Annotated in this window: 21 protein-coding genes and 4 tRNA genes; 10 read left to right on the forward strand and 15 right to left on the reverse strand. The window is 62.6% G+C overall.

All coding sequences use genetic code 11. The features are described 5' to 3' along the window. Window positions 1–218: 218 nt before the first annotated feature. Complete coding sequence (locus NCS03_RS03915; protein WP_250439255.1) at window positions 219–698, reverse strand: TonB family protein; 480 nt, start codon at window positions 696–698, stop codon at window positions 219–221. A 140-nt stretch (window positions 699–838) separates the two neighbouring features. Here NCS03_RS03915 and NCS03_RS03920 point away from each other — a divergent pair, with 140 nt between their 5' ends. Beyond that, entirely contained in the window at window positions 839–997 is a 159-nt protein-coding gene (locus NCS03_RS03920) for a hypothetical protein (RefSeq protein ID WP_008350949.1), read from the forward strand. A 78-nt stretch (window positions 998–1,075) separates the two neighbouring features. Further along, the gene (locus NCS03_RS03925; protein ID WP_160172884.1) at window positions 1,076–1,246 is read left to right on the forward strand and encodes a hypothetical protein; all 171 of its coding nucleotides are present in this window, start codon (window positions 1,076–1,078) and stop codon (window positions 1,244–1,246) included. A gap of 14 nt (window positions 1,247–1,260) precedes the next feature. Here the strand turns inward: NCS03_RS03925 and NCS03_RS03930 are convergent, their stop codons facing one another. The 6 genes from NCS03_RS03930 to rph form a co-directional block, all read right to left on the reverse strand. Continuing rightward, window positions 1,261–1,578: a hypothetical protein gene (locus NCS03_RS03930; protein WP_034471367.1), complete on the reverse strand. Its 318-nt coding sequence runs from the start codon at window positions 1,576–1,578 to the stop codon at window positions 1,261–1,263. Window positions 1,579–1,935: 357 nt separating this feature from the next. Continuing rightward, window positions 1,936–2,025, reverse strand: a tRNA-Ser gene (locus NCS03_RS03935). 45 nt (window positions 2,026–2,070) lie between these two features. Then, complete coding sequence (locus tag NCS03_RS03940; RefSeq protein WP_175981895.1) at window positions 2,071–3,279, reverse strand: MFS transporter; 1,209 nt, start codon at window positions 3,277–3,279, stop codon at window positions 2,071–2,073. 11 nt (window positions 3,280–3,290) lie between these two features. Further along, window positions 3,291–4,514, reverse strand: a complete 1,224-nt coding sequence (hemW, locus tag NCS03_RS03945; RefSeq protein ID WP_250519334.1) for a radical SAM family heme chaperone HemW — start codon at window positions 4,512–4,514, stop codon at window positions 3,291–3,293. Beyond that, complete coding sequence (gene rdgB, locus NCS03_RS03950; RefSeq protein ID WP_250528786.1) at window positions 4,511–5,128, reverse strand: RdgB/HAM1 family non-canonical purine NTP pyrophosphatase; 618 nt, start codon at window positions 5,126–5,128, stop codon at window positions 4,511–4,513. The genes hemW and rdgB overlap by 4 nt, the downstream gene beginning before the upstream one ends. Beyond that, the gene (gene rph, locus NCS03_RS03955; RefSeq protein WP_008350941.1) at window positions 5,121–5,879 is read right to left on the reverse strand and encodes a ribonuclease PH; all 759 of its coding nucleotides are present in this window, start codon (window positions 5,877–5,879) and stop codon (window positions 5,121–5,123) included. Before rph ends, rdgB begins: the two co-directional genes overlap by 8 nt. A gap of 244 nt (window positions 5,880–6,123) precedes the next feature. On the opposite strand from rph, the gene NCS03_RS03960 reads away from it, so the two are divergent. The 5 genes from NCS03_RS03960 to NCS03_RS03980 all read left to right on the forward strand — a co-directional run bounded on the left by NCS03_RS03960 (window position 6,124) and on the right by NCS03_RS03980 (window position 11,054). Next, window positions 6,124–7,074, forward strand: coding sequence for a YicC/YloC family endoribonuclease (locus NCS03_RS03960; protein WP_008350939.1), 951 nt, complete (start codon window positions 6,124–6,126; stop codon window positions 7,072–7,074). Window positions 7,075–7,083: 9 nt separating this feature from the next. Beyond that, window positions 7,084–7,758: a guanylate kinase gene (gene gmk, locus NCS03_RS03965; protein ID WP_008350937.1), complete on the forward strand. Its 675-nt coding sequence runs from the start codon at window positions 7,084–7,086 to the stop codon at window positions 7,756–7,758. 69 nt (window positions 7,759–7,827) lie between these two features. Beyond that, window positions 7,828–8,031 carry a DNA-directed RNA polymerase subunit omega gene (rpoZ, locus tag NCS03_RS03970; protein ID WP_006999799.1) on the forward strand — a complete coding sequence of 68 codons (204 nt, stop codon included), beginning with the start codon at window positions 7,828–7,830 and terminating at the stop codon, window positions 8,029–8,031. A 72-nt stretch (window positions 8,032–8,103) separates the two neighbouring features. Continuing rightward, entirely contained in the window at window positions 8,104–10,500 is a 2,397-nt protein-coding gene (locus tag NCS03_RS03975) for a RelA/SpoT family protein (protein ID WP_008350928.1), read from the forward strand. A 62-nt stretch (window positions 10,501–10,562) separates the two neighbouring features. Continuing rightward, complete coding sequence (locus tag NCS03_RS03980; RefSeq protein ID WP_008350926.1) at window positions 10,563–11,054, forward strand: phage protein NinX family protein; 492 nt, start codon at window positions 10,563–10,565, stop codon at window positions 11,052–11,054. A gap of 61 nt (window positions 11,055–11,115) precedes the next feature. Here the strand turns inward: NCS03_RS03980 and NCS03_RS03985 are convergent. Then, a tRNA-Arg gene (locus NCS03_RS03985) sits at window positions 11,116–11,192 on the reverse strand. A gap of 87 nt (window positions 11,193–11,279) precedes the next feature. Then, window positions 11,280–11,356: transfer RNA gene (locus NCS03_RS03990), tRNA-Arg, on the reverse strand. A 172-nt stretch (window positions 11,357–11,528) separates the two neighbouring features. On the opposite strand from NCS03_RS03990, the gene greB reads away from it, so the two are divergent. Next, window positions 11,529–12,080, forward strand: a complete 552-nt coding sequence (gene greB, locus NCS03_RS03995) for a transcription elongation factor GreB (protein ID WP_250528787.1) — start codon at window positions 11,529–11,531, stop codon at window positions 12,078–12,080. 71 nt (window positions 12,081–12,151) lie between these two features. Here greB and NCS03_RS04000 read toward each other — a convergent pair whose 3' ends face one another. Next, window positions 12,152–13,294 (reverse strand): porin, encoded by a 1,143-nt coding sequence (locus NCS03_RS04000; protein ID WP_008350922.1) that lies wholly within the window; start codon window positions 13,292–13,294, stop codon window positions 12,152–12,154. A gap of 1,241 nt (window positions 13,295–14,535) precedes the next feature. Here NCS03_RS04000 and NCS03_RS04005 point away from each other — a divergent pair. Beyond that, window positions 14,536–15,681, forward strand: coding sequence for an exonuclease domain-containing protein (locus tag NCS03_RS04005; RefSeq protein ID WP_008350920.1), 1,146 nt, complete (start codon window positions 14,536–14,538; stop codon window positions 15,679–15,681). Between the two features lie 7 nt (window positions 15,682–15,688). On the opposite strand, the gene NCS03_RS04010 is transcribed toward NCS03_RS04005, so the two are convergent. Further along, window positions 15,689–16,291 carry a chorismate mutase gene (locus tag NCS03_RS04010; protein ID WP_008350918.1) on the reverse strand — a complete coding sequence of 201 codons (603 nt, stop codon included), beginning with the start codon at window positions 16,289–16,291 and terminating at the stop codon, window positions 15,689–15,691. 234 nt (window positions 16,292–16,525) lie between these two features. Further along, the gene (locus NCS03_RS04015; RefSeq protein WP_008350916.1) at window positions 16,526–16,675 is read right to left on the reverse strand and encodes a hypothetical protein; all 150 of its coding nucleotides are present in this window, start codon (window positions 16,673–16,675) and stop codon (window positions 16,526–16,528) included. On the opposite strand from NCS03_RS04015, the gene NCS03_RS04020 reads away from it, so the two are divergent. Beyond that, window positions 16,674–17,000, forward strand: coding sequence for a hypothetical protein (locus NCS03_RS04020; protein ID WP_250528788.1), 327 nt, complete (start codon window positions 16,674–16,676; stop codon window positions 16,998–17,000). The genes NCS03_RS04015 and NCS03_RS04020 overlap by 2 nt on opposite strands. A gap of 296 nt (window positions 17,001–17,296) precedes the next feature. Here NCS03_RS04020 and NCS03_RS04025 read toward each other — a convergent pair. The 3 genes from NCS03_RS04025 to pepN form a co-directional block, all read right to left on the reverse strand. Continuing rightward, a tRNA-Thr gene (locus NCS03_RS04025) sits at window positions 17,297–17,372 on the reverse strand. Window positions 17,373–17,468: 96 nt separating this feature from the next. Then, entirely contained in the window at window positions 17,469–18,488 is a 1,020-nt protein-coding gene (locus NCS03_RS04030; protein WP_008350914.1) for a class 1 fructose-bisphosphatase, read from the reverse strand. A 165-nt stretch (window positions 18,489–18,653) separates the two neighbouring features. Continuing rightward, window positions 18,654–21,371: an aminopeptidase N gene (gene pepN / locus NCS03_RS04035; protein ID WP_034471352.1), complete on the reverse strand. Its 2,718-nt coding sequence runs from the start codon at window positions 21,369–21,371 to the stop codon at window positions 18,654–18,656. Window positions 21,372–21,561 lie beyond the last annotated feature (190 nt).

Raw genomic sequence — 21,561 nt, forward strand, 5'->3', positions numbered from 1 at the left:
CGTCGTCCGGCGCGCGTCAGCTTTTTGTAGGGATTGCGATGCAATGGCGGGAAGCCAGGGTTGGACGGCGCGTGAGTGGCGCGCGGTGTCGCGGCGCAGTTCGGCTGCGCTCGGGCGCTGCGCCGGACGCGCGGGGTGAGCGCGAGGCGCAGGCCACGCCGGAAGCGGGTCCGGCCGGGGTGCAGAAAATTATAACGAGCGTGCCGGCGGAGCGCCAATCAATCGATGGTCGTGGCTTGCGGCGAATGGGACGTCTGTAGCTGGAACTGGCCGTTGTCGTTGAACATCCAGCCTTCGAAAAGCTCCAGTTGGCCGTTGCCGTTCAAAAGGCGCGGGGGCGGCGCGGGCAGCGGCGATGCGCGGCGCAGCGAGGCGAGCGCGGTGGCTTCGGCTTCATCATCGCCGTTGGTGCGATACACCGACGATTCGACGAGCCGCCCGCCGCGATCCACCGTAAACGACACGAGCACGAACGAGCGCAGCATCGCTTGCGGCGTGCCCTTCAGCACGAGCGACGGATTGCGCTCGAAGATGCGCTGCGCGATGCGCGCCTTGTACTCGTCGAGCGTTTGACCGGAGACGGCCGGCGCGGGCGCGCGCGCAGCCACGACGCTGGGGGGCGGGGTGATCGTGCAGGCGCTCATCGCCGACGCAAGGACGAGCGCGGCGGCGGTACGGCGAAAACGTGACGCGGACATCGCAACAATGGCGGGATGGCGTTACTTAAATGGTAGTCGCTGCAAGGGCCGTCAGCGAACCGAATTCGTGCGCCCGGACGCATTCAGGCGCGCAGTTTGCTGCCGATGCTTTCATTCGAAAGCACTTTAAGGAGGGCGCCATGAACAGCGAGACCAACCGTCCGGAAGACGGAAAGACGGCCGAGCACAGCGACAACGAGAAAAGCAAGCTGCCCGAGCGCGATGACGACAACCGCAAGCAAGGTCCGAACGACAGGCCGGGCAAGCAGTCGGGTGAGGGCGAGGCGCCGGTCGGCTGAGTCGTGCATGGCGTGTGCGGTATCGGCGGCGCGGTGCTAATGTGGAAAGGGGATGTCCCCGGATTTCGGGAGAATGCCATGACACGCAAGAACGATCCTGCACCGTCGGGCGCGCCCGCAAGGAAGCAGCAACCGGCTTCCGCGGCGCATTCGAAGAGCGAATCGCAACGCGCCGCGCCCAAACAGGACGCTGCGAAGGCGGAGCCGGTTCCGCACGTCCGGCCGCCCGTCAGATCCGATGACAATTGAGCGTTCGGTTTCGATTATTCGGTGTAGGGCTTGACGAGTTCGGCGCAGCGCATCGGCGCGGCAGATCTGACCGCGCCGGTTTCGGCCGCGCGCGTTTCCACGCAGCGGTAGAGGCTATTGTTTTTCTGAAGCACGTAGGTGTCTTCGGGAAGGCCGGAGTTGCGCGCGGCCACGCTCGTCACCGCGACGATCCCATATCCGTTTTGAATCAGGTCGAAGAGCGTTGTTTCGGTCGCGCGCCATTGCGCGTTTGGCTGAGGCTGGGCATGCGCCGACAGGCTCACGGCGGCGATGCAGCCGACGAGGATGGGCATGATGCGGCCTGACTTCATGGGCGACTCTCCGCGTTGTGATCGATGAGGCGGTTAGATGGCGTTATGGCCGTAGTGTTCACGTCGATTGTTTCTCGGGGCGTGGCATCGGACGAAAAAAAGCCTCGCGAGTGCGAGGCCCAAGTCCAACCTTTCCCATTGAAGACCTCCTTCGAATCGAGCATGGGGGGAACTCGGAAGGAGGCAGAAGGGAAGATACGTGGCTCCGGAGACGTCGGATAGGCGTTTTGTCTGAAATTGATGGTTCAGGATAGCGAAGCAACGCGCCAGCCTTGGCGCGTTCGAGCGCGTCGCGAAAACGCAGCGGCAAAAGACAAAGCCCCGTAAGCGTTTGAACTTACGAGGCTTGATTTGATCTGGCGGAGGCGGTGAGATTCGAACTCACGGAAGGATCGCTCCTTCGCCGGTTTTCAAGACCGGTGCCTTAAACCGCTCGGCCACACCTCCAGCAAGGCGCGTATTGTAGCGCAACTCGCAGCCGCGCAGGAACGCTCATCCTTCGAGCGATTTCGTCGCCTTGAGCGCGGGAAAAAGGCGCATCCACAACAGCGCGACGACAATCGTGCCGATTCCGCCGATCAGCACCGCCGGCACCGCGCCGAGCAGTCCCGCCGTCATCCCCGATTCGAACTCGCCGAGCTGATTCGACGTGCCGATGAACAGCGAATTGATCGCGCCGACGCGTCCGCGCATTTCGTCGGGCGTCTGCAATTGCACGAGCGACATCCGCACGACGACGCTGATCACATCCGACGCGCCCAGCGCCGCCAGCGCAATCAGCGACACGTAGATATTGCGCGACAGTCCGAAGACGATCGTCGCGATTCCGAACGCGATCACCCCGCCGAACAGCGCATTGCCCGCGCGCTGCCGCAGCGGAAAATGCGCGAGCCAGATCGATCCGGCCAGCGCGCCGGCCGCGGGCGCCGCGCGCAGAACGCCGAGTCCCCACGGTCCGGTATGCAGGATGTCGCGCGCGTAGACCGGCAGGAGCGCGGTCGCGCCGCCGAGCAACACGGCGAAAAGATCGAGCGACAGCGCGCCCAGAATCACCGGCTTGCTGCGAATGAAACCGATACCCGAAAAGAGCGCTTCGAACGAGAGCGGCGCGCGCATACGCACGGCTTCGTCGATTCTGATCGCGGCCACGGCGCACGCCGCGACGAGAAACGCGACGCTCACCGCGCCGTACACGGTCAGCGCGCCGAAGCCGTAGAGCACGCCGCCCATCGCGGGACCCAGGATCTGCGCCGTCTGATTCGCCGACGTCGACCACGCGCTCGCATGCTGCAACTGATTGCGGGCGACGAGATTGGGCAAGAGCGCGGCCATCGACGGCGATTCGAACGCGCGCGCCGCACCCGTCACGGCGGCGATCGCGTAGATCGGCGCGACATCGTGCCAGCCGTGCCACGCGCCGAGACACAGCACGAGCGCGGCGATGCCCTCGATCGACTGGCACACGTACGCGATCACGCGTCTGTCGTAACGGTCCGCAACGTGCCCGACGACGAGCGTCAGCACGAACATCGGCAGGAATTGCGCGAGGCCGACGAGACCGAGCGCGTAGGCGCTATGCGTGATCGAATAAACCTGCCATCCGATCGCGACCGACATCATCTGAAACGCCACCGACGACATCACCCGAGCGCTCCAGAAAAGCGCGAACGGGCGATGCCGCATCACCGAGTTCGGCGCCATCGTCGGCGCGCTCAATTGTGCGGATCCTTCAAGAACAGTTCCTGGAGATCGTTGAGAAAGCGTTGGCCGAGTTCGGTCGGCGCAATGCGTTCGATGTCGCGCGTGATGAGCCCGCGTTTTTCCGCTTCGGCGAGCGCCGGCTCGATCGCGGACAGCGCCAGTCCCGTGCGCTCGACGAACGAATGCACCGGAAAGCCTTCGACGAGCCTAAGCGTGTTCAGCATGAACTCGAACGGCAGATCGCGCGGACCGACTTCGCGTTCTTCCTGGATCGCGGTTTCGGCCGGCGAAAGCGCGTGATCCATATAGCTCGAAGGATGCTTGAAGCGCGCCTGACGCAGAATTTTGGACGGAAACGACAGCTTCGTATGCGCGCCCGCGCCGATGCCGAGGTAATCGCCGAAGCGCCAGTAGTTCAGGTTATGCCTGCTCTGACGATGCGGCTTCGCATACGCCGACACTTCGTAGCGCGCGTAACCGGCCTCGCGCGTGCGCTCGTGGATCCAGTCCTGCATGTCGGCGGAAGCGTCGTCGTCGGGGAGCGCGGGCGGGTATTTGGCGAAGACCGTGTTCGGCTCCATCGTCAGGTGATACAGCGACAGATGCGGCGGCGCGAACGAGATGGCCGTCTCGATATCGTGCTTGCACTCGTCGAGCGATTGCTGCGGCAGCGCGAACATCAGATCGAGATTGAAGTTGTCGAAGTGCTTCGCGGCGATCTCGACGGCATTTTTCGCCTGCATCGCATCGTGAATGCGGCCGAGCGCCTTCAAATGCGCCTCGTTGAAACTCTGAATGCCGATCGACAAACGATTCACGCCGCTCGCGCGAAACGACGCGAACTTGGCCGCCTCGAACGTGCCGGGATTGGCTTCGAGCGTGATTTCGGCGTCGGCATCGATGGGCAGCAGCGCGCGCGCATCGGAGAGAAGGCGGTCCAGCCCTTTCGCCGATAACAGCGATGGCGTGCCGCCGCCGATGAAAATCGTATGCACCTGCCGTCCCCACACGAGCGGCAGCGCGCTTTCGAGATCGGCGCGCAGGGCATCGAGATAACGTTCTTCGGGAAACGTGTCGTCCTTCCACTCGTGCGAGTTGAAGTCGCAGTACGGACACTTGCGCACGCACCACGGGAAATGCACGTACAGCGAAAGCGGCGGCAGCGACGTCAGCCGGATGCTTCCCGGCGACGTGAACGCCTGCACGATGTTGATCGTCTTCGGTCCGGCGCTCACGCAAGTTCCTTCAGTCGTTGCAGCAACTCGCGCAACGCGAGCGCGCGATGGCTGAGCGCGTTTTTGCGCGCGGGATCGAGTTCGGCGGCGGTCGCATCGAGCGTCGGCAGGAAGAAATGCGGATCGTAGCCGAAGCCATTTGCGCCGCGCGGCGCATCGATCACTTCGCCATGCCAGCGGCCTTCCGCGATGAGCGGCTCGGGATCGTCCGCGTGACGCACGAGCACGAGCACGCAGAAGTAGTAAGCGCGGCGATCCGTGTGCTGAGCGAGGTCGGCGACGAGCTTCGCGTTGTTCGCGGCATCGCTTTTGGCGCCGCCGCTCATCGACGCATAGCGCGCCGAATACACGCCCGGCGCGCCGTTGAGCGCGCGCACGCAAAGGCCGGAATCGTCGGCGAGCGCGGGCAGGCCGGTGAACGTCGCGGCGTGCCGCGCCTTCGCCAGCGCGTTCTCGACGAAGGTCGGGTGCGGTTCGGGCGCTTCGGGCACGCCGAGTTCGCCCTGCGCGATCAGTTCGATGCCCGCCGCATCCAGCAGCGATGCGAATTCGCGCAGCTTGCCCACATTGTTCGATGCGAGCACGACGCGCCCAAGACCATTGACGTCAGACACCGCGAATCCCCAGTGCTTCCTTCTGCTTCAGGATCAGCGCCTTGATGCCGCTGTCGGCGAGCGCGATCAGCTCGTTCATCTCGTCGCGCGTGAAGGGCGCGCCTTCCGCCGTGCCCTGCACTTCGACGAAGCCGCCCGCGCCCGTCATCACGACGTTCATGTCGGTATCGCATTGCGAGTCTTCGTCGTAGTCGAGATCGAGCACGGGCGAGCCTGCGAAGATGCCGACCGAAATCGCCGCGACGAAATCCTTCACCGGCGACTTCGCGATCCTGCCCGACGCGAGCAGTTTGCCGACCGCATCGTGCGCGGCGACGAACGCGCCCGTGATGCTCGCCGTGCGCGTGCCGCCATCGGCCTGAATGACGTCGCAATCGATATGCAGCGTGCGCGCGCCGAGCGCGTCCAGATCGAACACCGAGCGCAATGCGCGGCCGATCAGCCGCTGAATCTCCTGCGTGCGGCCCGTCTGCTTGCCGCGCGCGGCTTCGCGGTCGCTGCGCGTGTGCGTCGCGCGCGGCAGCATGCCGTATTCCGCGGTGAGCCAGCCTTGCTCCCGGCCGCGCAGAAACTCGGGCACGCGCTCGGCGATGCTCGCCGTGCAGATCACCTTGGTATCGCCGAATTCGACGAGCACCGAGCCTTCCGCGTGCTTCGTGTAATGCCGCGTGATGCGTACGTCGCGCAGCTGATTCGCACGGCGGCCGCTCGGACGCGGGGGAGAAGGCTTGAGCAGGGGAGAGTCGGTCATGGATGTCGGAAGAAGAGTGTGGAACCAGCAAACCCAGCGATTTTATCGTCATTCACTTTCAGGCGTTGCGCGTGCGCCATGCGCGCCGGTCCGCCGTCCGGGCGGCTTTCGCGGTAAAAATGGGATAATGCGGGTTCCTCGCCCGGCGGCCCAACGCAGGCCACTCACAGGCACTTTCGACAGCGCCGGGCGTTTCGTATCGAATGGGTCTTCGCAACGAAGGCTCTCTATCGCGAGACGTACCATGATCTACAGCATGACAGGCTATGCCAGCGCGACGCGCGAAGTCGTCGCGGATGGCGCGGGACCCAATGGCGCGGGCGGTTCGGGCGTCGGTGTATCGGTGGAATTGCGCACGGTGAATTCGCGCTTTCTCGACCTGAACTTCCGCATGCCCGAAGACGTGCGCGCGACCGAGCCGCAATTGCGCGAAATGCTGATGACCAAGCTCTCGCGCGGCAAGGTCGATATCCGCATCAACCTGAATCGCGTCGAGCAGACGGCAAACGCGGGCGCGCTCAATCGCGACGCGCTCACGCAGCTCGCCGCGCTCGAACGCGCCGTGCTCGATATCTTCCCCGACGCCGAGCGCATGCGTACCGGCGAAATCCTGCGCTGGCCCGGCGTGCTCGCGGAAAGCTCGGTGTCGCAGGAAACGTTGCGTGAGGCCGTGCTCGCGTGCGGCAAGCAGGCGATCGCCGATCTCATCGAAGTCCGGGCGCGCGAAGGCGCGGCGCTCGGCAAAGTGCTGATCGACAACGTGACGGAGATGGAAACGATCGTCGCGCGCATCACGCCGCTCGTGCCGGAACTCATCGCGAAGCATCAGCAGAAAATTGTCGAGCGGCTGCAGGACGCGCTCGGCATCGCGACGACCGAAGGCGGCGGCGCGGTCACGACGAGCGTGCCGCGCGAGGAAATCGCCGAGCGTATCCGCCAGGAAGTGACGATGTACGGCATTCGCATCGACATCGCGGAAGAATTGCAGCGTCTCACCGCGCATCTGAACGAAACGCGCCATGTGCTGCAAAAGGGCGGCAAGGTCGGCAAGCGTCTCGACTTCATGATGCAGGAGCTCAACCGCGAAGCGAACACGCTCGGCTCGAAGGCCGCCGCGAAAGAACTCGCCGACGCATCGATGACGCTGAAACTGCTCATCGAGCAGATGCGCGAGCAAGTACAGAATCTGGAGTAACGCAACATCATGCCGAATACCACGCATCGCTCGCACAGCCATTACACGGGCATCTATCCGGGCAACCTGTTCATGGTCGTAGCGCCCTCGGGCGCGGGCAAGTCCACGCTCGTGAACGCGCTGCTCGCCGAGGACAAGGACATTCTGCTGTCGGTTTCGTACACGACGCGCGAGGCGCGCTCGAAGGAAACCAATGGCGTGCAGTATCACTTCGTGTCCGTCGATGAATTCATGGAGCGGCGCGACAAGGGCGAGTTTCTCGAAAGCGCCGAAGTGCACGGCAACTACTACGCGACATCGAAGCTGTGGATCGCGGAGCAGATGAAGCAGGGCCATGACGTGCTGCTGGAAATCGACTGGCAGGGCGCGCAGCAGGTGAAGAAGCAGTTCCGCAATGCGGTGGAGATTTTCATTCTGCCGCCGTCGCTCGATGCGCTCGAAGACCGCCTCAAGAAACGTGGCCAGGATTCCGAAAAAGTGATCGTGCGGCGTCTGCTCGCGGCCGGCAGCGAGATGGCGCATGCATCGGAAGCGGAGTATGTCGTCATCAACGAGAACTTCGATCGCGCGCTTAACGAACTGCGCTGTCTTGTCGCCGCGACGCGCCTGCGCTTCACGTCGCAATACGCACGCAACACGCAGCTTTTCGTGGACCTCGGCATCCACTCCACGCCGCAAGCGTGACGCATTGCAGTGGCCGGGTCGATCGGTCACATAAGGTAGAATAAAACCCATATTCCGAAGGAAACAAACATGGCCCGCATCACTGTCGAAGACTGCCTGAAACAAATCCCGAATCGCTTCGAGCTCGCGCTTGCGGCAACGTATCGCGCGCGCCAGCTCGCACAAGGCCACACGCCGAAGATCGAAAGCCGCGACAAGCCGACCGTCGTCGCGCTGCGCGAGATCGCCGCGGGCCAGGTTGGCATCGAAATGTTGAAGAAGGTGCCCGTCTAAGGGCCGCAGTTCCACACGGTTTCATTTTTTGCAACCGACAACCCAGCGCGTCACGTCACCACGGAGGGGAAGATGAGTCAGACACCGTTGCCCATCTCCACCGCCGTGGATCCCGATATCGAAGTCGACGCCGACTCGATGCTCGATGCCGAAAAGCCGCACGCGGCGCGCAAGTACATCGACGCGGTTCTCGAACAATCCTTCCGCCATCTGTTCGGGCCGACCGCCACGCCGGAGCAGCCGCGCAAGCACGACGTCGTTTCAATCGCGAAACTCACGAACGCGCTCGCGAGCTACATCACTCCGGAAGAGATCAAGGAAGTCAAGGCGGCTTTCCACTTCAGCGACGAAGCGCACCTCGGCCAGTATCGGCAGAGCGGCGAGCCGTACATCACGCATCCGGTCGCGGTCGCGGAAATTTGCGCGGGCTGGAAGCTCGATGCGCAATCGATCATGGCGGCGCTGCTGCATGACGTGATCGAAGACCAGGGCGTGACCAAGACCGAAATCGCGGAGCGCTTCGGGGCCAAGGTCGCGGAACTGGTCGACGGCTTGTCCAAGCTGGACAAGATGGAATTCCGCAATCGCGAGGAAGCGCAGGCGGAAAACTTCCGCAAGATGCTGCTCGCGATGGCGCGCGACGTGCGCGTCATTCTGGTCAAGCTCGCGGACCGGCTGCACAACATGCGCACGCTCGGCGCGGTGCCGCCGGAAAAGCGCAGGCGCGTCGCGCGCGAGACGCTGGATATCTATGCGCCGATCGCGCATCGGCTCGGTCTGAACAATACGTATCGCGAGTTGCAGGATTTGTCGTTCGCGAACTTCAATCCGAATCGTTACGCGACGCTCGAAAAAGCGGTGAAAGCAGCGCGCGGCAACCGGCGCGAAGTGGTCGGCAAGATTCTCGAAGCGGTGCAGCGCACCATCGCGGATGCGAAGATCAACGCGGAAGTCACCGGCCGCGAAAAAACGATCTACAGCATCTACAAGAAGATGCGCGACAAGCAGTTGTCGTTCTCGCAGGTGCTCGATGTGTACGGCTTTCGGGTCGTCGTCGAGGGCGCGCTCGAATGCTATACGTGCATCGGCGCGCTGCATGCGCTCTACAAGCCCGTGCCGGGCAAATTCAAGGACTACATCGCCATTCCGAAGGTGAACGGCTATCAATCCTTGCACACGACGCTGGTCGGCCCGTTCGGCGCGCCGATCGAGTTCCAGATCCGCACGCGCAAGATGCACGAGATCGCCGAGGCGGGCGTCGCGGCGCATTGGCTCTACAAGAACGGCGGCGCCGATCTGAACGACGTGCAGAAGCGCGCGCATCAATGGCTCAAGTCGCTGCTGGACATTCAGAGCGAGGCGGGCGACTCGAGCGAGTTCCTCGAACACGTCAAGATCGACCTGTTCCCGGACGCCGTCTACGTGTTCACGCCGAAGTCGAAGATCATGCCGCTGCCGCGCGGCGCGACGGCGCTCGACTTCGCGTATTCGATTCACAGCGACCTGGGCAACCAGTGCGTCGCGGTGAAGATCAACAACGAACTTCTGCCGCTTCGCACGGAGTTGAAGAGCGGTGACATCGTCGAGGTGATCACCGCACCGTACTCGAAGCCGAATCCCGCGTGGCTCGGCTTCGTGCGCACCGGCAAGGCGCGCTCGGCCATCCGTCACTATCTGAAGACGATGCGACTGAACGAGTCGGTCCAGTTGGGCGAGCGGCTCGTCGATCAGAGTCTCAAGGGTTACGGTCTCGCGCTATCCGACGTCACGCCGGAAGTATGGGAAAAGCTCGTGCTTTGGACCGGCAACAAGACGCGTCAGGAAATCTTCGCCGATATCGGTCTCGGCCGGCGCGTGGCGGCGGTCATGGCCAAGCGCATCGAGGTGCTGATGAACGGCATCGCCGATGACGAAGATCACCCGCATCGCGAGCATCACAACACGAATACCGCGCCGCCGGTCGTCATCACGGGTACGGAAGGCATGTCGGTGCAACTGTCACCGTGCTGCCGACCGATTCCGGGCGACGACATCATGGGCTATATCGGCATCGGACTCGGCATGGCCATCCATACGACCGAATGCCGCGTGGCGCAGCGCATCCATCGGCGCGATCCGGGCCGCTGGATCGACGTCGCGTGGGCGCCGCAGCCGGGCCGTCTGTTCGACGTCGCCGTCAAGGTGCTCGTGAAGAACACGAAGGGCGTGTTCGCGCGCGTCGCGGCGGACATCACGTCGGCGGACGCGAACATCGTGCATATCGCGATGGACGAAGACGTGTCGCAGGAAGCGAAGCTGCTGCGCTTCGTGATCCAGGTGAGCGACCGCGTGCATCTGGCGAACGTCATGCGCCGCGTGCGCACCAATCCGGACGTGATGCGCATCGCGCGCGAGCGTCCGAGCGACGAACCGCATCACCGCAATCAGGACGGCGGCATGCGCATCGACCGCGAGCGCGCCGACTACTGACGCGGCGCGGGTATGCGGCGTGCATGCCTGTCGTCGTTCGACGAACAGGAGAGAGCGCCGTAATGAACACATCCGATCTCGAAGGCGCCACGCTCGACTATTGGGTCGCGCGCGGGCTGCACGAATTCATCCGGGAAATCCACTTCACCGATAGCGGCGAGACGCTGTCCATTCGCGGCAACGATCGCGGCAAGCCCTGGGACGGGCGTTTCCTGCCATCGACGTCATGGGATGCAGCGGCCGTGGTTCTGGAGCGCGCCTGCAAGCTCGAGATGCACGATCACGGGCGCGGGGAAGTGGTCTGCACCGTCACGTTCGGCAAGGACGGCAAACCCGTGGAAGGGCGCGGCGCGTCGCTACGCATCGCCTTGCTGCGGGCGTTCGTGCGGCATGCTTTCGGCGATGCCGTCGACGACGAATTCCCGCGCCGTTCTCAGACGCTGCTCGGCGCGCGGGCTGAGGCGATCGGGGAGTCGAGCGCGGTGGCTTCGGTGGAGGATGTGCCGAGGCCGGACCTGGGTATCGGCGATATCGGCTCGGTGCCGCGACAGTAGTTTGCGCGCTACGGTCGGGACAAACAAAAAGGGCCTTCCGTATGGAAGGCCCTTCGAAAGATGGCGCGGCTGGCAGGATTCGAACCCACGACCCCTTGGTTCGTAGCCAAGTACTCTATCCAACTGAGCTACAGCCGCACGCAAAACGGTACAACACTATGTTACTTCAACGCGCTAATGGTTAAGCGCTTGATGACCTCGTTAGAGCGAGAACATCCGAAAAGGTGGCGCGGCTGGCAGGATTCGAACCCACGACCCCTTGGTTCGTAGCCAAGTACTCTATCCAACTGAGCTACAGCCGCACGCAGAAGCGGAATTATAGCCAAGCCTATTCTGAAAAGGAAGGGGTTTTGCCCAGAATTTCGAATTTTCGGTCGATGCGCCTCCGACGAAAGATGGCCTCGACGTGGTAAGTTGATGTTTCGAAAGCAAGTACATCGCGGAATTCGACATCAATCGGCAACGAGCGGCATCATGAACAAGGCATTTGTCAAAGAGTCGGACGACACCGACGACGACCTCGAACTCGGCCAGCCCGACGTCCCGGCGGGCACGAAGAACTACATCACGCCTCAAGGCCATCAGCGGCTGCGTGACGAGTTGCTGCAGCTTCTCGATACGGAGCGCCCGGAAGTCGTCAGGCTCGTTTCGTGGGCCGCTTCGAACGGCGATCGCTCGGAGAACGGCGACTACATCTACGGCAAGCGGCGGCTGCGCGAGATCGACTGGCGCATCCGCTTCCTGGGCAAGCGCCTGGATCTCGCGGAAGTGGTGGACAGCAGCAAGCAGGAGAATGTCGATCAGGTGTTCTTCGGCGCGACGGTGGACTACGCGGGCGACGACGGCGACGTGAAGACGGTGACGATCGTCGGCGTCGACGAAGTCGATCTGGATCGCGGCTACGTGAGCTGGATCTCGCCGGTCGCGCGCGCGCTGCTAAAGGCGAAGATCGGCGATACGGTGCCGTTGCACACGCCTGCAGGCATTCAGCAGATCGACATCCTGGACGTCCGATATCCACGCTGAAGCGACGCGCAACGACGAAAAAAAAGCCGCTCCGAAGAGCGGCTTTTCTACAGCGGGACTGCTTGTGAAGCTTAGAAGCGGTGACGCATGCCGACCGTCGCCGAAACCTGGTTGCCGTTCGACGACATACCAACGCCGTTGATCACCGCGCCGACCGGCAGGCCGTCCTGGTCGGTCATGTGCTGGTATTCGCCTTGCAGGTAGACGTCGGTGCGCTTCGACAGCGCATACGCCGTTTGCAGGCTGAACTGGTGGAACTTCGGCTTTTCGCCTTCGATACGGCTATCCGTGTACGTGTACGCACCTGCGATCGACAGAGCCGGCGTCAGGTTGTAGCGGCCGTTCACTTCGTAGTTCGTGAAGCGCATGCTGTCGCCGTTCAGCGCGATGTTGCCAGCGCCTTGCGAGCCGACGTTCGTCAGCTGCGTCGCGTTGTCGAGCATCGTCTGCGTGAACACGAAGCCGACGGTTGCCGGGCCGAACGCGTAGTTGATGCCGCCGCCGAAGATGCGCTGACGCGAAGCGACGAAAGGCGTGTTGTCGGTCGTGACCGCACCGGCCGTGTTGTTCGTCGGCGAGCCGACGTTGTTCAGTTGCATGTACGCTGCAGCAACGTTCAACGGGCCGTAGTTGTACGACGCGCCGACGCTGTACGCACGGTTATCCGCGAAACCGCCGGCTTCGTTCGAGAAGCCGTACATCGCGCCCATCTTGAAGCCAGCGTAGTTCGCGCTCGTGTACTTGACCGAGTTGTTGACGCGGAACGTGTTGTCGAGGTTGTCGTTGTCGAACGGGTGAGCGAACTGCGTGCCGCCGTATTGCGTGCCCGTCAGAGCCAGAGGCCCGAGGAAGTCGACCACGGAGTCGTATTGACGGCCGAGCGTGATCGAGCCGAACTGGTTGCTCGACAGACCGACGAACGCCTGACGGCCGAACTCACGACCGCCCTGGCCGTTCGTGCCGTTCATGATGTTGAAGCCGTTTTCCAACGTGAAGATCGCCTTCAAGCCGCCACCGAGGTCTTCCGAACCACGCAGGCCCCAACGGCTGCCGTTGACCGAACCGCTCGTCGCCTTCCAGTTGCTGTGGCCTTGCTGGTTGTTCGTGTAGGTGATGCCCGCATCGATCAGGCCGTACAGCGTGACGCTGCTTTGCGCATGGGCGGCGGTAGCAAAAACGCCCGACAGGGCGGCGACCATGAGAGTCTTTTTCATCTTTGTAACTCCGAGAGCAGATAGGGCCGGGGACCCAGGCTTTGAGGAAACCTCGCTCCGGCGCGCTGCGAGAGGCGCGGGCGGAGGAGCAATGGATCGGCGTCACCGACACATTTGTTTCCGGACCAGACGAAGTGTAAAGACGGTGTTACAGCGCAAGGCGTTCCAATTTCCACAATAAATCATTGTGGATGCGGCAATGATCGACCGAACGCGTATTTTTCTTTATATACAAGGGTTTATCCGCGAATAAAGTCGTAAGAGATGCGGTGTCAACCAAATGACGTTGCGCATGCGCGACACGATTGCCGCAAGAAAACAACGGGAAACTTCTGGAAATTCGATTGTTGAGATATTTGAAACAGAAGTTTGCTGCTTTTGCGGGTAATGAATGCGGGCCGCATCGTTATACTGTCGTCTCTGCTTTCCGAAGCAGACTTTTTCGTTGACGGAAAAAGATCTCCAAACTTTGTCAGCGCGACTTCCCGGTCGCGCTTTTTTTTGCCCGGAGCCTTGTGGGACTTGGGTTCGCGTCCGCGTCGCGAAAGCTTTTGAGCGGCGGCTGCGCGCAATAAGGAAGACGCGACGAGCGTTTGGCATCATTGCTCGAATCGGTCGAGCGGAATCATCGCCGATTTGTTTCATTACATTTAAGTTGCGACTTAGTTTGCAGGCCGGTTAATGTCGGAGAATCGGGCAAGACGAAAGGCGCTGACGATTAATATAATGCTCTGTGCAGCCCGGAGGCACTAAAGTCTTAATATCGTTCGGTATAGGAGAAGCCGCGTTGCGTCGCTGTTCTTTTTCGCCGATAAACCGTGCTTGCGCTATTTTCATTTAATGCGGACCGATTAACTAAGCGAGAAAACGGTCAGCGCCCTAAATGGACGCTGGCGGGCGGCAGCCACGGGCGAGCGCGGCGCAACGGCCCTCGCCCAAGCCTCGCAAGGTTCGCCTTCCTGCGGCTCAGCGAGCCGCGACGGCCGCAAACTCGTATCCTTGATAATCCGGGAATGCTTTTAAGGGTTATCCGCCATTGCGATGCGTTAAATTTAGCATCGGCTTAATGGGAAACTATCAAAATGGTTTGGTTTTAACTGAAGCAAAAACTAGCCAAAAAAGCCGACTCGTCCCGCCCACCGACTGTTCCGGTAAAAGTCCGCCGCTTCCGGCTGCGTTAGAATGGGCAATCCAGCATTCGCTCCATCCAAGGCGCATCCCGCCGTCTCTCGCCGTTCACGATGCATCCCGATCCGTCCGCAAGCTACGCTTATCCCTCCGAACCCATCGTCTTCGTCGATCTCGAAACGACCGGCGGCACATTCGGCGTGGACCGAATCACCGAAATCGGCGTTGTCGAAGTCGGGCCGGCGGGCGTGTCGCAGTGGACATCGCTCGTCAATCCGCAGCGGCCGATTCCTTCGTTCGTGCAACAGTTGACGGGCATCACCGATGCAATGGTGCGCGAGGCTCCGACGTTCGAGCAGCTGGCGTCCGGCTTGCTCGACCGCATGAAGGGCCGCCTTTTCATCGCGCACAACGCACACTTCGACCACAGCTTTCTGAAGGACGAATTCCGGCGCGTGGACCTTCGCTTCGCGCCCGACGTGCTGTGCACGGTACAGCTTTCCCGCGCCGTTTATCCGGCGGAAAGCCGTCACGGTCTCGATGCGCTCGTCGCGCGCCACGCGCTCGTGCCGGCGGCGCGGCATCGTGCGCTCGCCGATGCCGATTTGCTGTGGCAATTCTGGCAGCACCTGCATCGCGCGCATGCGCCGGATGTGATGCGCACGCATCTCGAACGCGTGACGCGCCGGTTCCAGCTCGCCGCGCACATCGACGAGGACACGATCGAGCAGATCGTTTCGGGCTGCGGCGTCTACATGTTTTATGGCGACGACGACGCGCCGCTCTACGCTGGCCGCAGCGTGCGCTTGCGTCAGCGTGTGCGTTCGCATCTCGTCGGCCCGCGGCGCTCGGCGAAGGATCTGCGTCTCGCCGCGCTGGTGCGTCGTCTCGAATGGAAGGCGACGGGCGGCGAAATCGGGGCATTGCTGGCCGAGGCGCAATGGATCGCGAGCGCGCGTCCAGCGCACAACCGCGCGCCGAAGTCGCGTTCCGGCGACGTTCGCGGCGCGCCTTGGCCGTATGCGGGTGCTATCGCGATCGAAGAGTGCGATGCGGCATCGGGGCAACGCGCGTGGCATGTCATCGACAACTGGCGCTATCTCGGCACGGCCGGCACGCTCGAGGAAGCCGGCGCGCTGCGCGCAAGCGCGGATTCTCCCGCGTTCGAGCTGTCCACTTATCGAATTCTAAGCGAGCGTCTCGCGCGCGGTCTCGTCGCGACACCGCTTGTCGCCGCAACGCTCGCGTCCGCCATCTGACGCGCCGTCACCCGACCGCGCCCACGCCGCCCGACGCGCAGACGTGCGACAGCGCGCGCATGAGCGGCGCGTTCATCGACGAGTTGTAGCGCGTCAGATGCTTCCATCGCGCGACGCTTTCCGCGAGCCGCACGGGGCAGTCTTCGGCATGGCGGATCGGCTCGACATGCGCGAGCGCCGAGACGAGCGACTGCGTCAGCCGATCGAGCTTCGGACGCGTGTCCTTGGCGAGATCGGGCGGCGCTTCTTCCGGCGCAGCTTTCAGCGCGCGCCAGTTCGCGAAGAGCGCGTTCTGCACATCCTTGCTGGCTTCGATCTGATCGCGAAAGAACTGACGCGCGAATTCGGGATCGACCTGCGCGGCGCCGGCCTTTTCCTCGACGTGCTTGAGCAACGCTTCTTCGCGCGGCGCATCGGTGATCGGCTCGTGATGCGCCCACTTCCAGCGCGCGACCGGCTCCGCGAGTGCGAGCCGTTGGGAGACGAGGGCGATGAGGTTGGTGAACGGAGTGTCGTCGCCGTCTGCATGCACGGAAGAGGGCGCGGCGAACGCAAGCGCACAGGCGAACGCGGCGGAGGCGAGGAGAGAAGGGGGCGATCGGCGGCGCATCGGTATCCGGGCAAAAGCGCCAGAATAGCGCACCGCGGTCAAACGGGAACGACGGCAGCCAACTGGCGGAGGGGATTTCACGAGGCGAGCCGTAGCGCACGACCCGCCCCGATGCGGTCATGAACGAGAGGCGCGACGCGTCCTGGCGTGAGCCATGTGCGGACCGGATGATCCGAGTGCGCCGCGCGCGGCGGGCGTCGTTCTCACGACGACGGCGTGATCCAGCGGGTCCGCCTACTTCGACTGCGCCGAGTCGCGCTGTTCGTCGAAGAACGCGCGCACATGCTCGGGCAGCTCCGTCGCGAGAAACTCGACGCCAACCGGTTCCGGATCCGGACAAAGCACCTTGTCGGGCGTCGGGATTTTCGTCGGTTTTGCGTCCATGATTTCTCTCCTGAATGACTACAACAATTGCGCTAACACGGTCGATGCGGCTATTGCGCCGCCGCATGCAGCCGAATTGCCGATTACGGTTCCTTCCATAGATGCGTTATCGGATCGCCACCGCTTCTGCTTGAGCCGAATCGGCGCGTTTCATCAAGAACGCATGATCGTTCGTGTCGGGACCGGAATCGCTTCGGTAATTGATTGCCGGCCGCTGTATTCGTTGCTGCAAAACTACGTTTTATCGCGTCGCGACTGCCGCCCCGCGAGCCGCATCCAGCTTGGGCTCTACCCCGAAAGGCATCAGCGCGTACTTAAACTGTAGCTTTTCCTCTATGGATATAACGATACCGGGAAACCAGCGTTGACGCTTCATGGTGCGCAGCGGAAAATGGCTCGTTGTTGTACGAAAGCGCACATATAAGACGAATCAGGCGCGCGGGTGCTGCCGAATGTGAAATCGCTGAAGCCCATTTTCGGTTCGAATCGCAAACCTGTGTGTCGCGATGGCGATCGTTGCGAAAGTGCGAAAGATTGCGGGGGTTTCGAGAAACGCAGCGCAAAAAGCAAAACCCGCGACACATGCGTGATCGCGGGTTTTTAGAACTGCCTGAATTCTTGTGGTGCCGGAAAGAGGAATCGAACCCCCGACCTTCGCATTACGAATGCGCTGCTCTACCGTCTGAGCTATTCCGGCTCCGAATTTTTTCTTCGTTTTTTGCGTTCGTTTAGTTCGTCAGCAACGAAGAAGTGAGATTATGCAGAGCCTTTCTGGCTTTGGCAATACCTTAGATCAATTTTTCTTTTCGACGTGGTAGCGCGTCACGCGATCCACCTCGCTCTTCGAGCCGAGGAACACGGCGACGCGCTGATGCAGGCTCGTCGGAACGATATCGAGGATGCGCTGTTCGCCGTTGGTCGCGGCGCCGCCCGCCTGCTCGACGATGAACGACATCGGGTTAGCCTCGTACATCAGACGCAGCTTGCCGGGCTTCGACGGATCGCGCTTGTCGGCCGGATACATGAAGATGCCGCCGCGATTCAGAATGCGATGCACGTCCGCGACCATCGATGCGATCCAGCGCATGTTGAAGTCTTCCTTGCGCGGGCCGTCCTTGCCGTCGTTCAGCTCGCCGATGTAGCGCTGCACCGGCTCATACCAGTGACGGCTGTTCGACGCGTTGATCGCGTATTCGCGGGTCTCGACGGGGATTTTCATGTCGCGCTGCGTGAGCACCCAAGAGCCGAGCTCGCGATCGAGCGTGAAGCAGTTCACGCCGTGGCCGGTCGTCAACACGAGGACGGTTTGCGGACCGTACACCGCATAGCCCGCCGCGACCTGCTGCGAACCCGGCTGCATGAACGCCGCTTCGCTCGGATCGGCGCCGTCCGGGCAACGCAGCACCGAAAAGATCGTGCCGATCGACACGTTCACGTCGATGTTCGACGAGCCGTCGAGCGGATCGAACGTCAGCAGATAGTTGCCCTTCGGGTAGCGATTCGGAATCGGGAAGATCTTTTCCATTTCTTCCGATGCCATCGCGGCCAGATTGCCGCCCCATTCGTTGGCTTCGAGCAGGATTTCGTTCGAAAGCACGTCGAGCTTCTTCTGCACTTCGCCCTGGACGTTCTCGCTGCCTGCCGAGCCGAGCGCCTCGCCTAGGGCGCCCTTGCTGACGTGATAGCTGATCTGCTTGCAGGCACGCGCGACGACTTCGATCAACAGACGCAAGTCGGCAGGCAGGTTCTGATGTTCACGCTGCTGCTCGATCAGATACTTCGAGAGCGTGGTGCGGCTGGAAATGGAGGACATGCTTAGGCTCCGTGAGCGTTAGACGAATATTCACGATTCTAACCGCTCGACCCGGCCGCTCCATGTGACAGCGACCGCCTGCATCCGCCATAAGCGAGAACGGCCGCCGCGCGAGGTTCTCGCGCGGCGGCCGCTAAACACCAAAAACTCCCGACGAAACAGCGCTTAAGCAGCGAGCGCCTTTTCGACGACCTCGCGAACGTCGCGCGATTTCGCCTTCGCGGCGACGTCGCTCAACGCCGCGTGCATCTTCTCGCGCAACTGCGGCGTGAAGCGGCGCCACAGTTCGAGCCCGCGTGCGAGCCGCGCCGCGACCTGCGGATTGAGCGCGTCGAGCGCGATCACCTGTTCGGCCCAGAACGCGTAGCCGGAGCCGTCGGCGGCGTGGAATTGCGCGGGATTGCCGCTGCAGAAGCTGAAGATCAGCGAGCGCGCGCGATTCGGATTCTTGATGTTGAACGCCGGATGCTGCATCAGCTTGCGCACGATCTCGATCACCTTGCGATCCGGGCCGCCGCGCTGCGTCGCCTGAAGCGCGAACCACTTGTCGATGACGAGCGCCTCGTTCTCGAAGCGGCGATAGAAGTCCGCGAGCGCCGCGTCCGCGACGGTCGCATCCGCGCCCTTGGTCGCGCTCGCAAGCAGCAGCGCGGAAAGCGCCGCCGAGCGGTCGGTCATGTTGTTGGCGGCGTCGTACTGCGCCTGCGCGAGCTTGACGGCGTCGCGCGGATCGTCGAGCTGGCTGAGATAGGCGAGCGCGAGGTTCTTCAGGCCGCGCTTGCCCGCGTCTTCCGGCGTCGGACGATATTCGCCCGGCGTGCGGTTCGCTTCGTACGTCGCGAGCCATTTGTCGCGCATTTGCGACGCGAGACGGCGGCTCATGAACACGCGCGCAGCGTGGACGGCGGCGGGATCGGACACGGTCATCTGCTCGGCCAGATAGCTCTCCGACGGCAGCATCAGCGCGAGCTCGCGGAAGGCGGGCGTGAGCGTGGTGTCGTCGAGCACGCGGGCGAACGCGGCGATCACCTGATCGTCGATGGCGAGCGCCTCGCCCTTGGCCGCGCGCTCGGCGAGCGCCAGCAACTCGCGCGTGGCGAGCCGCTGGCCGGCTTCCCAGCGGTTGAACGGATCGCTGTCGTGCGCGAGCAGGAACGCGAGTTCATCGTTCGTATAGTCGTATTCGACGATCACCGGCGCGGAGAAATTGCGCAGCAGCGACGGCAGCGGCGCCTCGTTCACGTCGACGAAAGTGAACGACTGCTCGCGCTCCGTGAATTCGAGCACGCGCGTCGTGCCGTTCGGTTCCTTCTCGCCTTCGAGGCGCAGCGGCAAGTCCGCGCCGTTCTGGCCGATCAGGCCGACCGAGAACGGAATCAGCAGCGGCCCCTTCTGCGTTTCGCGCGCAGCTTCCGACCCGTCGCCGTAACCCTGCGTGAGCGTCAGCGTGTAGCGCTTCGTCCCGGCGTCGTAATTTGCGCGCACCGACACGCGCGGCGTGCCCGCCTGGCTGTACCAGCGCTCGAATTGCGCGAGATCGCGATGATTCGCGTCGGCGAGCGCCTGGCGGAAGTCGTCGCAGGTCACGGCCTGGCCGTCGAACCGCTTGAAATACAGGTCCATGCCGCGGCGGAAGCCGTCGCGACCGAAAAGCGTCTGATACATCCGCACGACTTCCGAGCCTTTTTCGTAGACGGTCATCGTGTAGAAGTTGTTGATCTCGACGTAGCTTTCCGGGCGCACCGGATGCGCCATCGGGCCGGCGTCCTCGGCGAACTGCATTTGACGCAGCACGCGCACGTCCTCGATGCGCTTGGTCGCGCGTGCGGCGGCGCTCGCCGCGCCCTCGACGTCGCCGGCGGCCATATCGGCGGAAAATTCCTGATCGCGAAACACGGTCAGGCCTTCCTTCAGGCTCAACTGGAACCAGTCGCGGCAGGTCACGCGATTGCCGGTCCAGTTATGGAAGTACTCGTGGCCGACCACGGCCTCGATGTTGGAGAAGTCGGTGTCCGTCGCGGTTTCCGGGTTTGCGAGCACATACTTCGTATTGAAGATGTTGAGGCCCTTGTTCTCCATCGCGCCCATGTTGAAGTCGCTCACCGCGACGATCATGAAGCGGTCCAGATCGAGCTCGAGGCCGAAGCGCTTCTCGTCCCAGCGGATCGAGTTGATGAGCGAATCCATCGCGTGACGGGTCTTGTCGAGATCGTGCGGCTCGACCCAGACTTGCAGCAGCTTTTCCTTGCCCGAGCCCGATTCGATGCGTTCCTCGATGCACACGAGCTTGCCCGCGACGAGCGCGAACAGATAACTCGGCTTCTTGAACGGATCTTCCCATTTGGCGAAGTGGCGGCCATCGGGCAGATCGCCTTCCTCGATCAGATTGCCGTTCGACAGCAGCACCGGACACGCGGTCTTGTCGGCGCGCAGCGTGACGGTGTAGGTAGCCATCACATCCGGGCGATCGAGGAAGTAGGTGATGCGCCGAAAGCCCTCGGCTTCGCACTGCGTGAAGAAGTTGCCACTGGAGACGTAAAGTCCGGAGAGCGTCGTGTTCTCGGCCGGATTGCAGATGCTCTCGATGCTAAGCTCGAAAGCATCCGCGGGAATACTGCCGATGGACAGTCCGTTTTCATTGACGCGGACATCCGCGTGCGCGACGCCGTCGATCGCCGCGCTCACGAATTCGAGCTGCTCGCCCATCAGTTCGAGGCGCGATGCGTCGCCTTGGGCGTCGGGGTTGCGCCGCAGCTTCATCGTGTTCTTCACGACCGTGCGCGATGGCACGAGGTCGAATTCGAGCGCGACGGAATCGATCAGGAACGCGGGCGGCGTGTAGTCCTGGCGGCGAATCACAGCGGATGCGGTCGTGGTAGACATGGCAAGATCTTCATGTTTGGATTGAACGGCGCCGGCGTCTCGCGCGTGCGCTTTTAGCGCACCAACGCGTGCGCGCCTGGTCGAATCATTGTACAAGCCGCCCGGCGATCGTGAATCGGGCGGCGCCACGCGTCGTGGACCCCACAAAACAAGGACGCCGCCATGCGACGCAAGGCGGTGCTGTCTATAA

Origin of the sequence: Caballeronia sp. ATUFL_F1_KS4A (genome assembly GCF_023630905.1) — a bacterium.
Lineage (GTDB): Bacteria > Pseudomonadota > Gammaproteobacteria > Burkholderiales > Burkholderiaceae > Caballeronia > Caballeronia zhejiangensis.

Excerpts from the sequence above, each read along its gene's own strand:
- NCS03_RS03915 (WP_250439255.1), bottom strand. The coding sequence starts at position 698 with ATGTCCGCGTCACGTTTTCGCCGTACCGCCGCCGCGCTCGTCCTTGCG.
- NCS03_RS03920 (WP_008350949.1), top strand. The coding sequence starts at position 839 with ATGAACAGCGAGACCAACCGTCCGGAAGACGGAAAGACGGCCGAGCAC.
- NCS03_RS03925 (WP_160172884.1), top strand. The coding sequence starts at position 1,076 with ATGACACGCAAGAACGATCCTGCACCGTCGGGCGCGCCCGCAAGGAAG.
- NCS03_RS03930 (WP_034471367.1), bottom strand. The coding sequence starts at position 1,578 with ATGAAGTCAGGCCGCATCATGCCCATCCTCGTCGGCTGCATCGCCGCC.
- NCS03_RS03940 (WP_175981895.1), bottom strand. The coding sequence starts at position 3,279 with ATGGCGCCGAACTCGGTGATGCGGCATCGCCCGTTCGCGCTTTTCTGG.
- rph (WP_008350941.1), bottom strand. The coding sequence starts at position 5,879 with ATGACCGACTCTCCCCTGCTCAAGCCTTCTCCCCCGCGTCCGAGCGGC.
- NCS03_RS03960 (WP_008350939.1), top strand. The coding sequence starts at position 6,124 with ATGATCTACAGCATGACAGGCTATGCCAGCGCGACGCGCGAAGTCGTC.
- gmk (WP_008350937.1), top strand. The coding sequence starts at position 7,084 with ATGCCGAATACCACGCATCGCTCGCACAGCCATTACACGGGCATCTAT.
- rpoZ (WP_006999799.1), top strand. The coding sequence starts at position 7,828 with ATGGCCCGCATCACTGTCGAAGACTGCCTGAAACAAATCCCGAATCGC.
- NCS03_RS03975 (WP_008350928.1), top strand. The coding sequence starts at position 8,104 with ATGAGTCAGACACCGTTGCCCATCTCCACCGCCGTGGATCCCGATATC.
- NCS03_RS03980 (WP_008350926.1), top strand. The coding sequence starts at position 10,563 with ATGAACACATCCGATCTCGAAGGCGCCACGCTCGACTATTGGGTCGCG.
- greB (WP_250528787.1), top strand. The coding sequence starts at position 11,529 with ATGAACAAGGCATTTGTCAAAGAGTCGGACGACACCGACGACGACCTC.
- NCS03_RS04000 (WP_008350922.1), bottom strand. The coding sequence starts at position 13,294 with ATGAAAAAGACTCTCATGGTCGCCGCCCTGTCGGGCGTTTTTGCTACC.
- NCS03_RS04005 (WP_008350920.1), top strand. The coding sequence starts at position 14,536 with ATGCATCCCGATCCGTCCGCAAGCTACGCTTATCCCTCCGAACCCATC.
- NCS03_RS04010 (WP_008350918.1), bottom strand. The coding sequence starts at position 16,291 with ATGCGCCGCCGATCGCCCCCTTCTCTCCTCGCCTCCGCCGCGTTCGCC.
- NCS03_RS04020 (WP_250528788.1), top strand. The coding sequence starts at position 16,674 with ATGATTTCTCTCCTGAATGACTACAACAATTGCGCTAACACGGTCGAT.
- NCS03_RS04015 (WP_008350916.1), bottom strand. The coding sequence starts at position 16,675 with ATGGACGCAAAACCGACGAAAATCCCGACGCCCGACAAGGTGCTTTGT.
- NCS03_RS04030 (WP_008350914.1), bottom strand. The coding sequence starts at position 18,488 with ATGTCCTCCATTTCCAGCCGCACCACGCTCTCGAAGTATCTGATCGAG.
- pepN (WP_034471352.1), bottom strand. The coding sequence starts at position 21,371 with ATGTCTACCACGACCGCATCCGCTGTGATTCGCCGCCAGGACTACACG.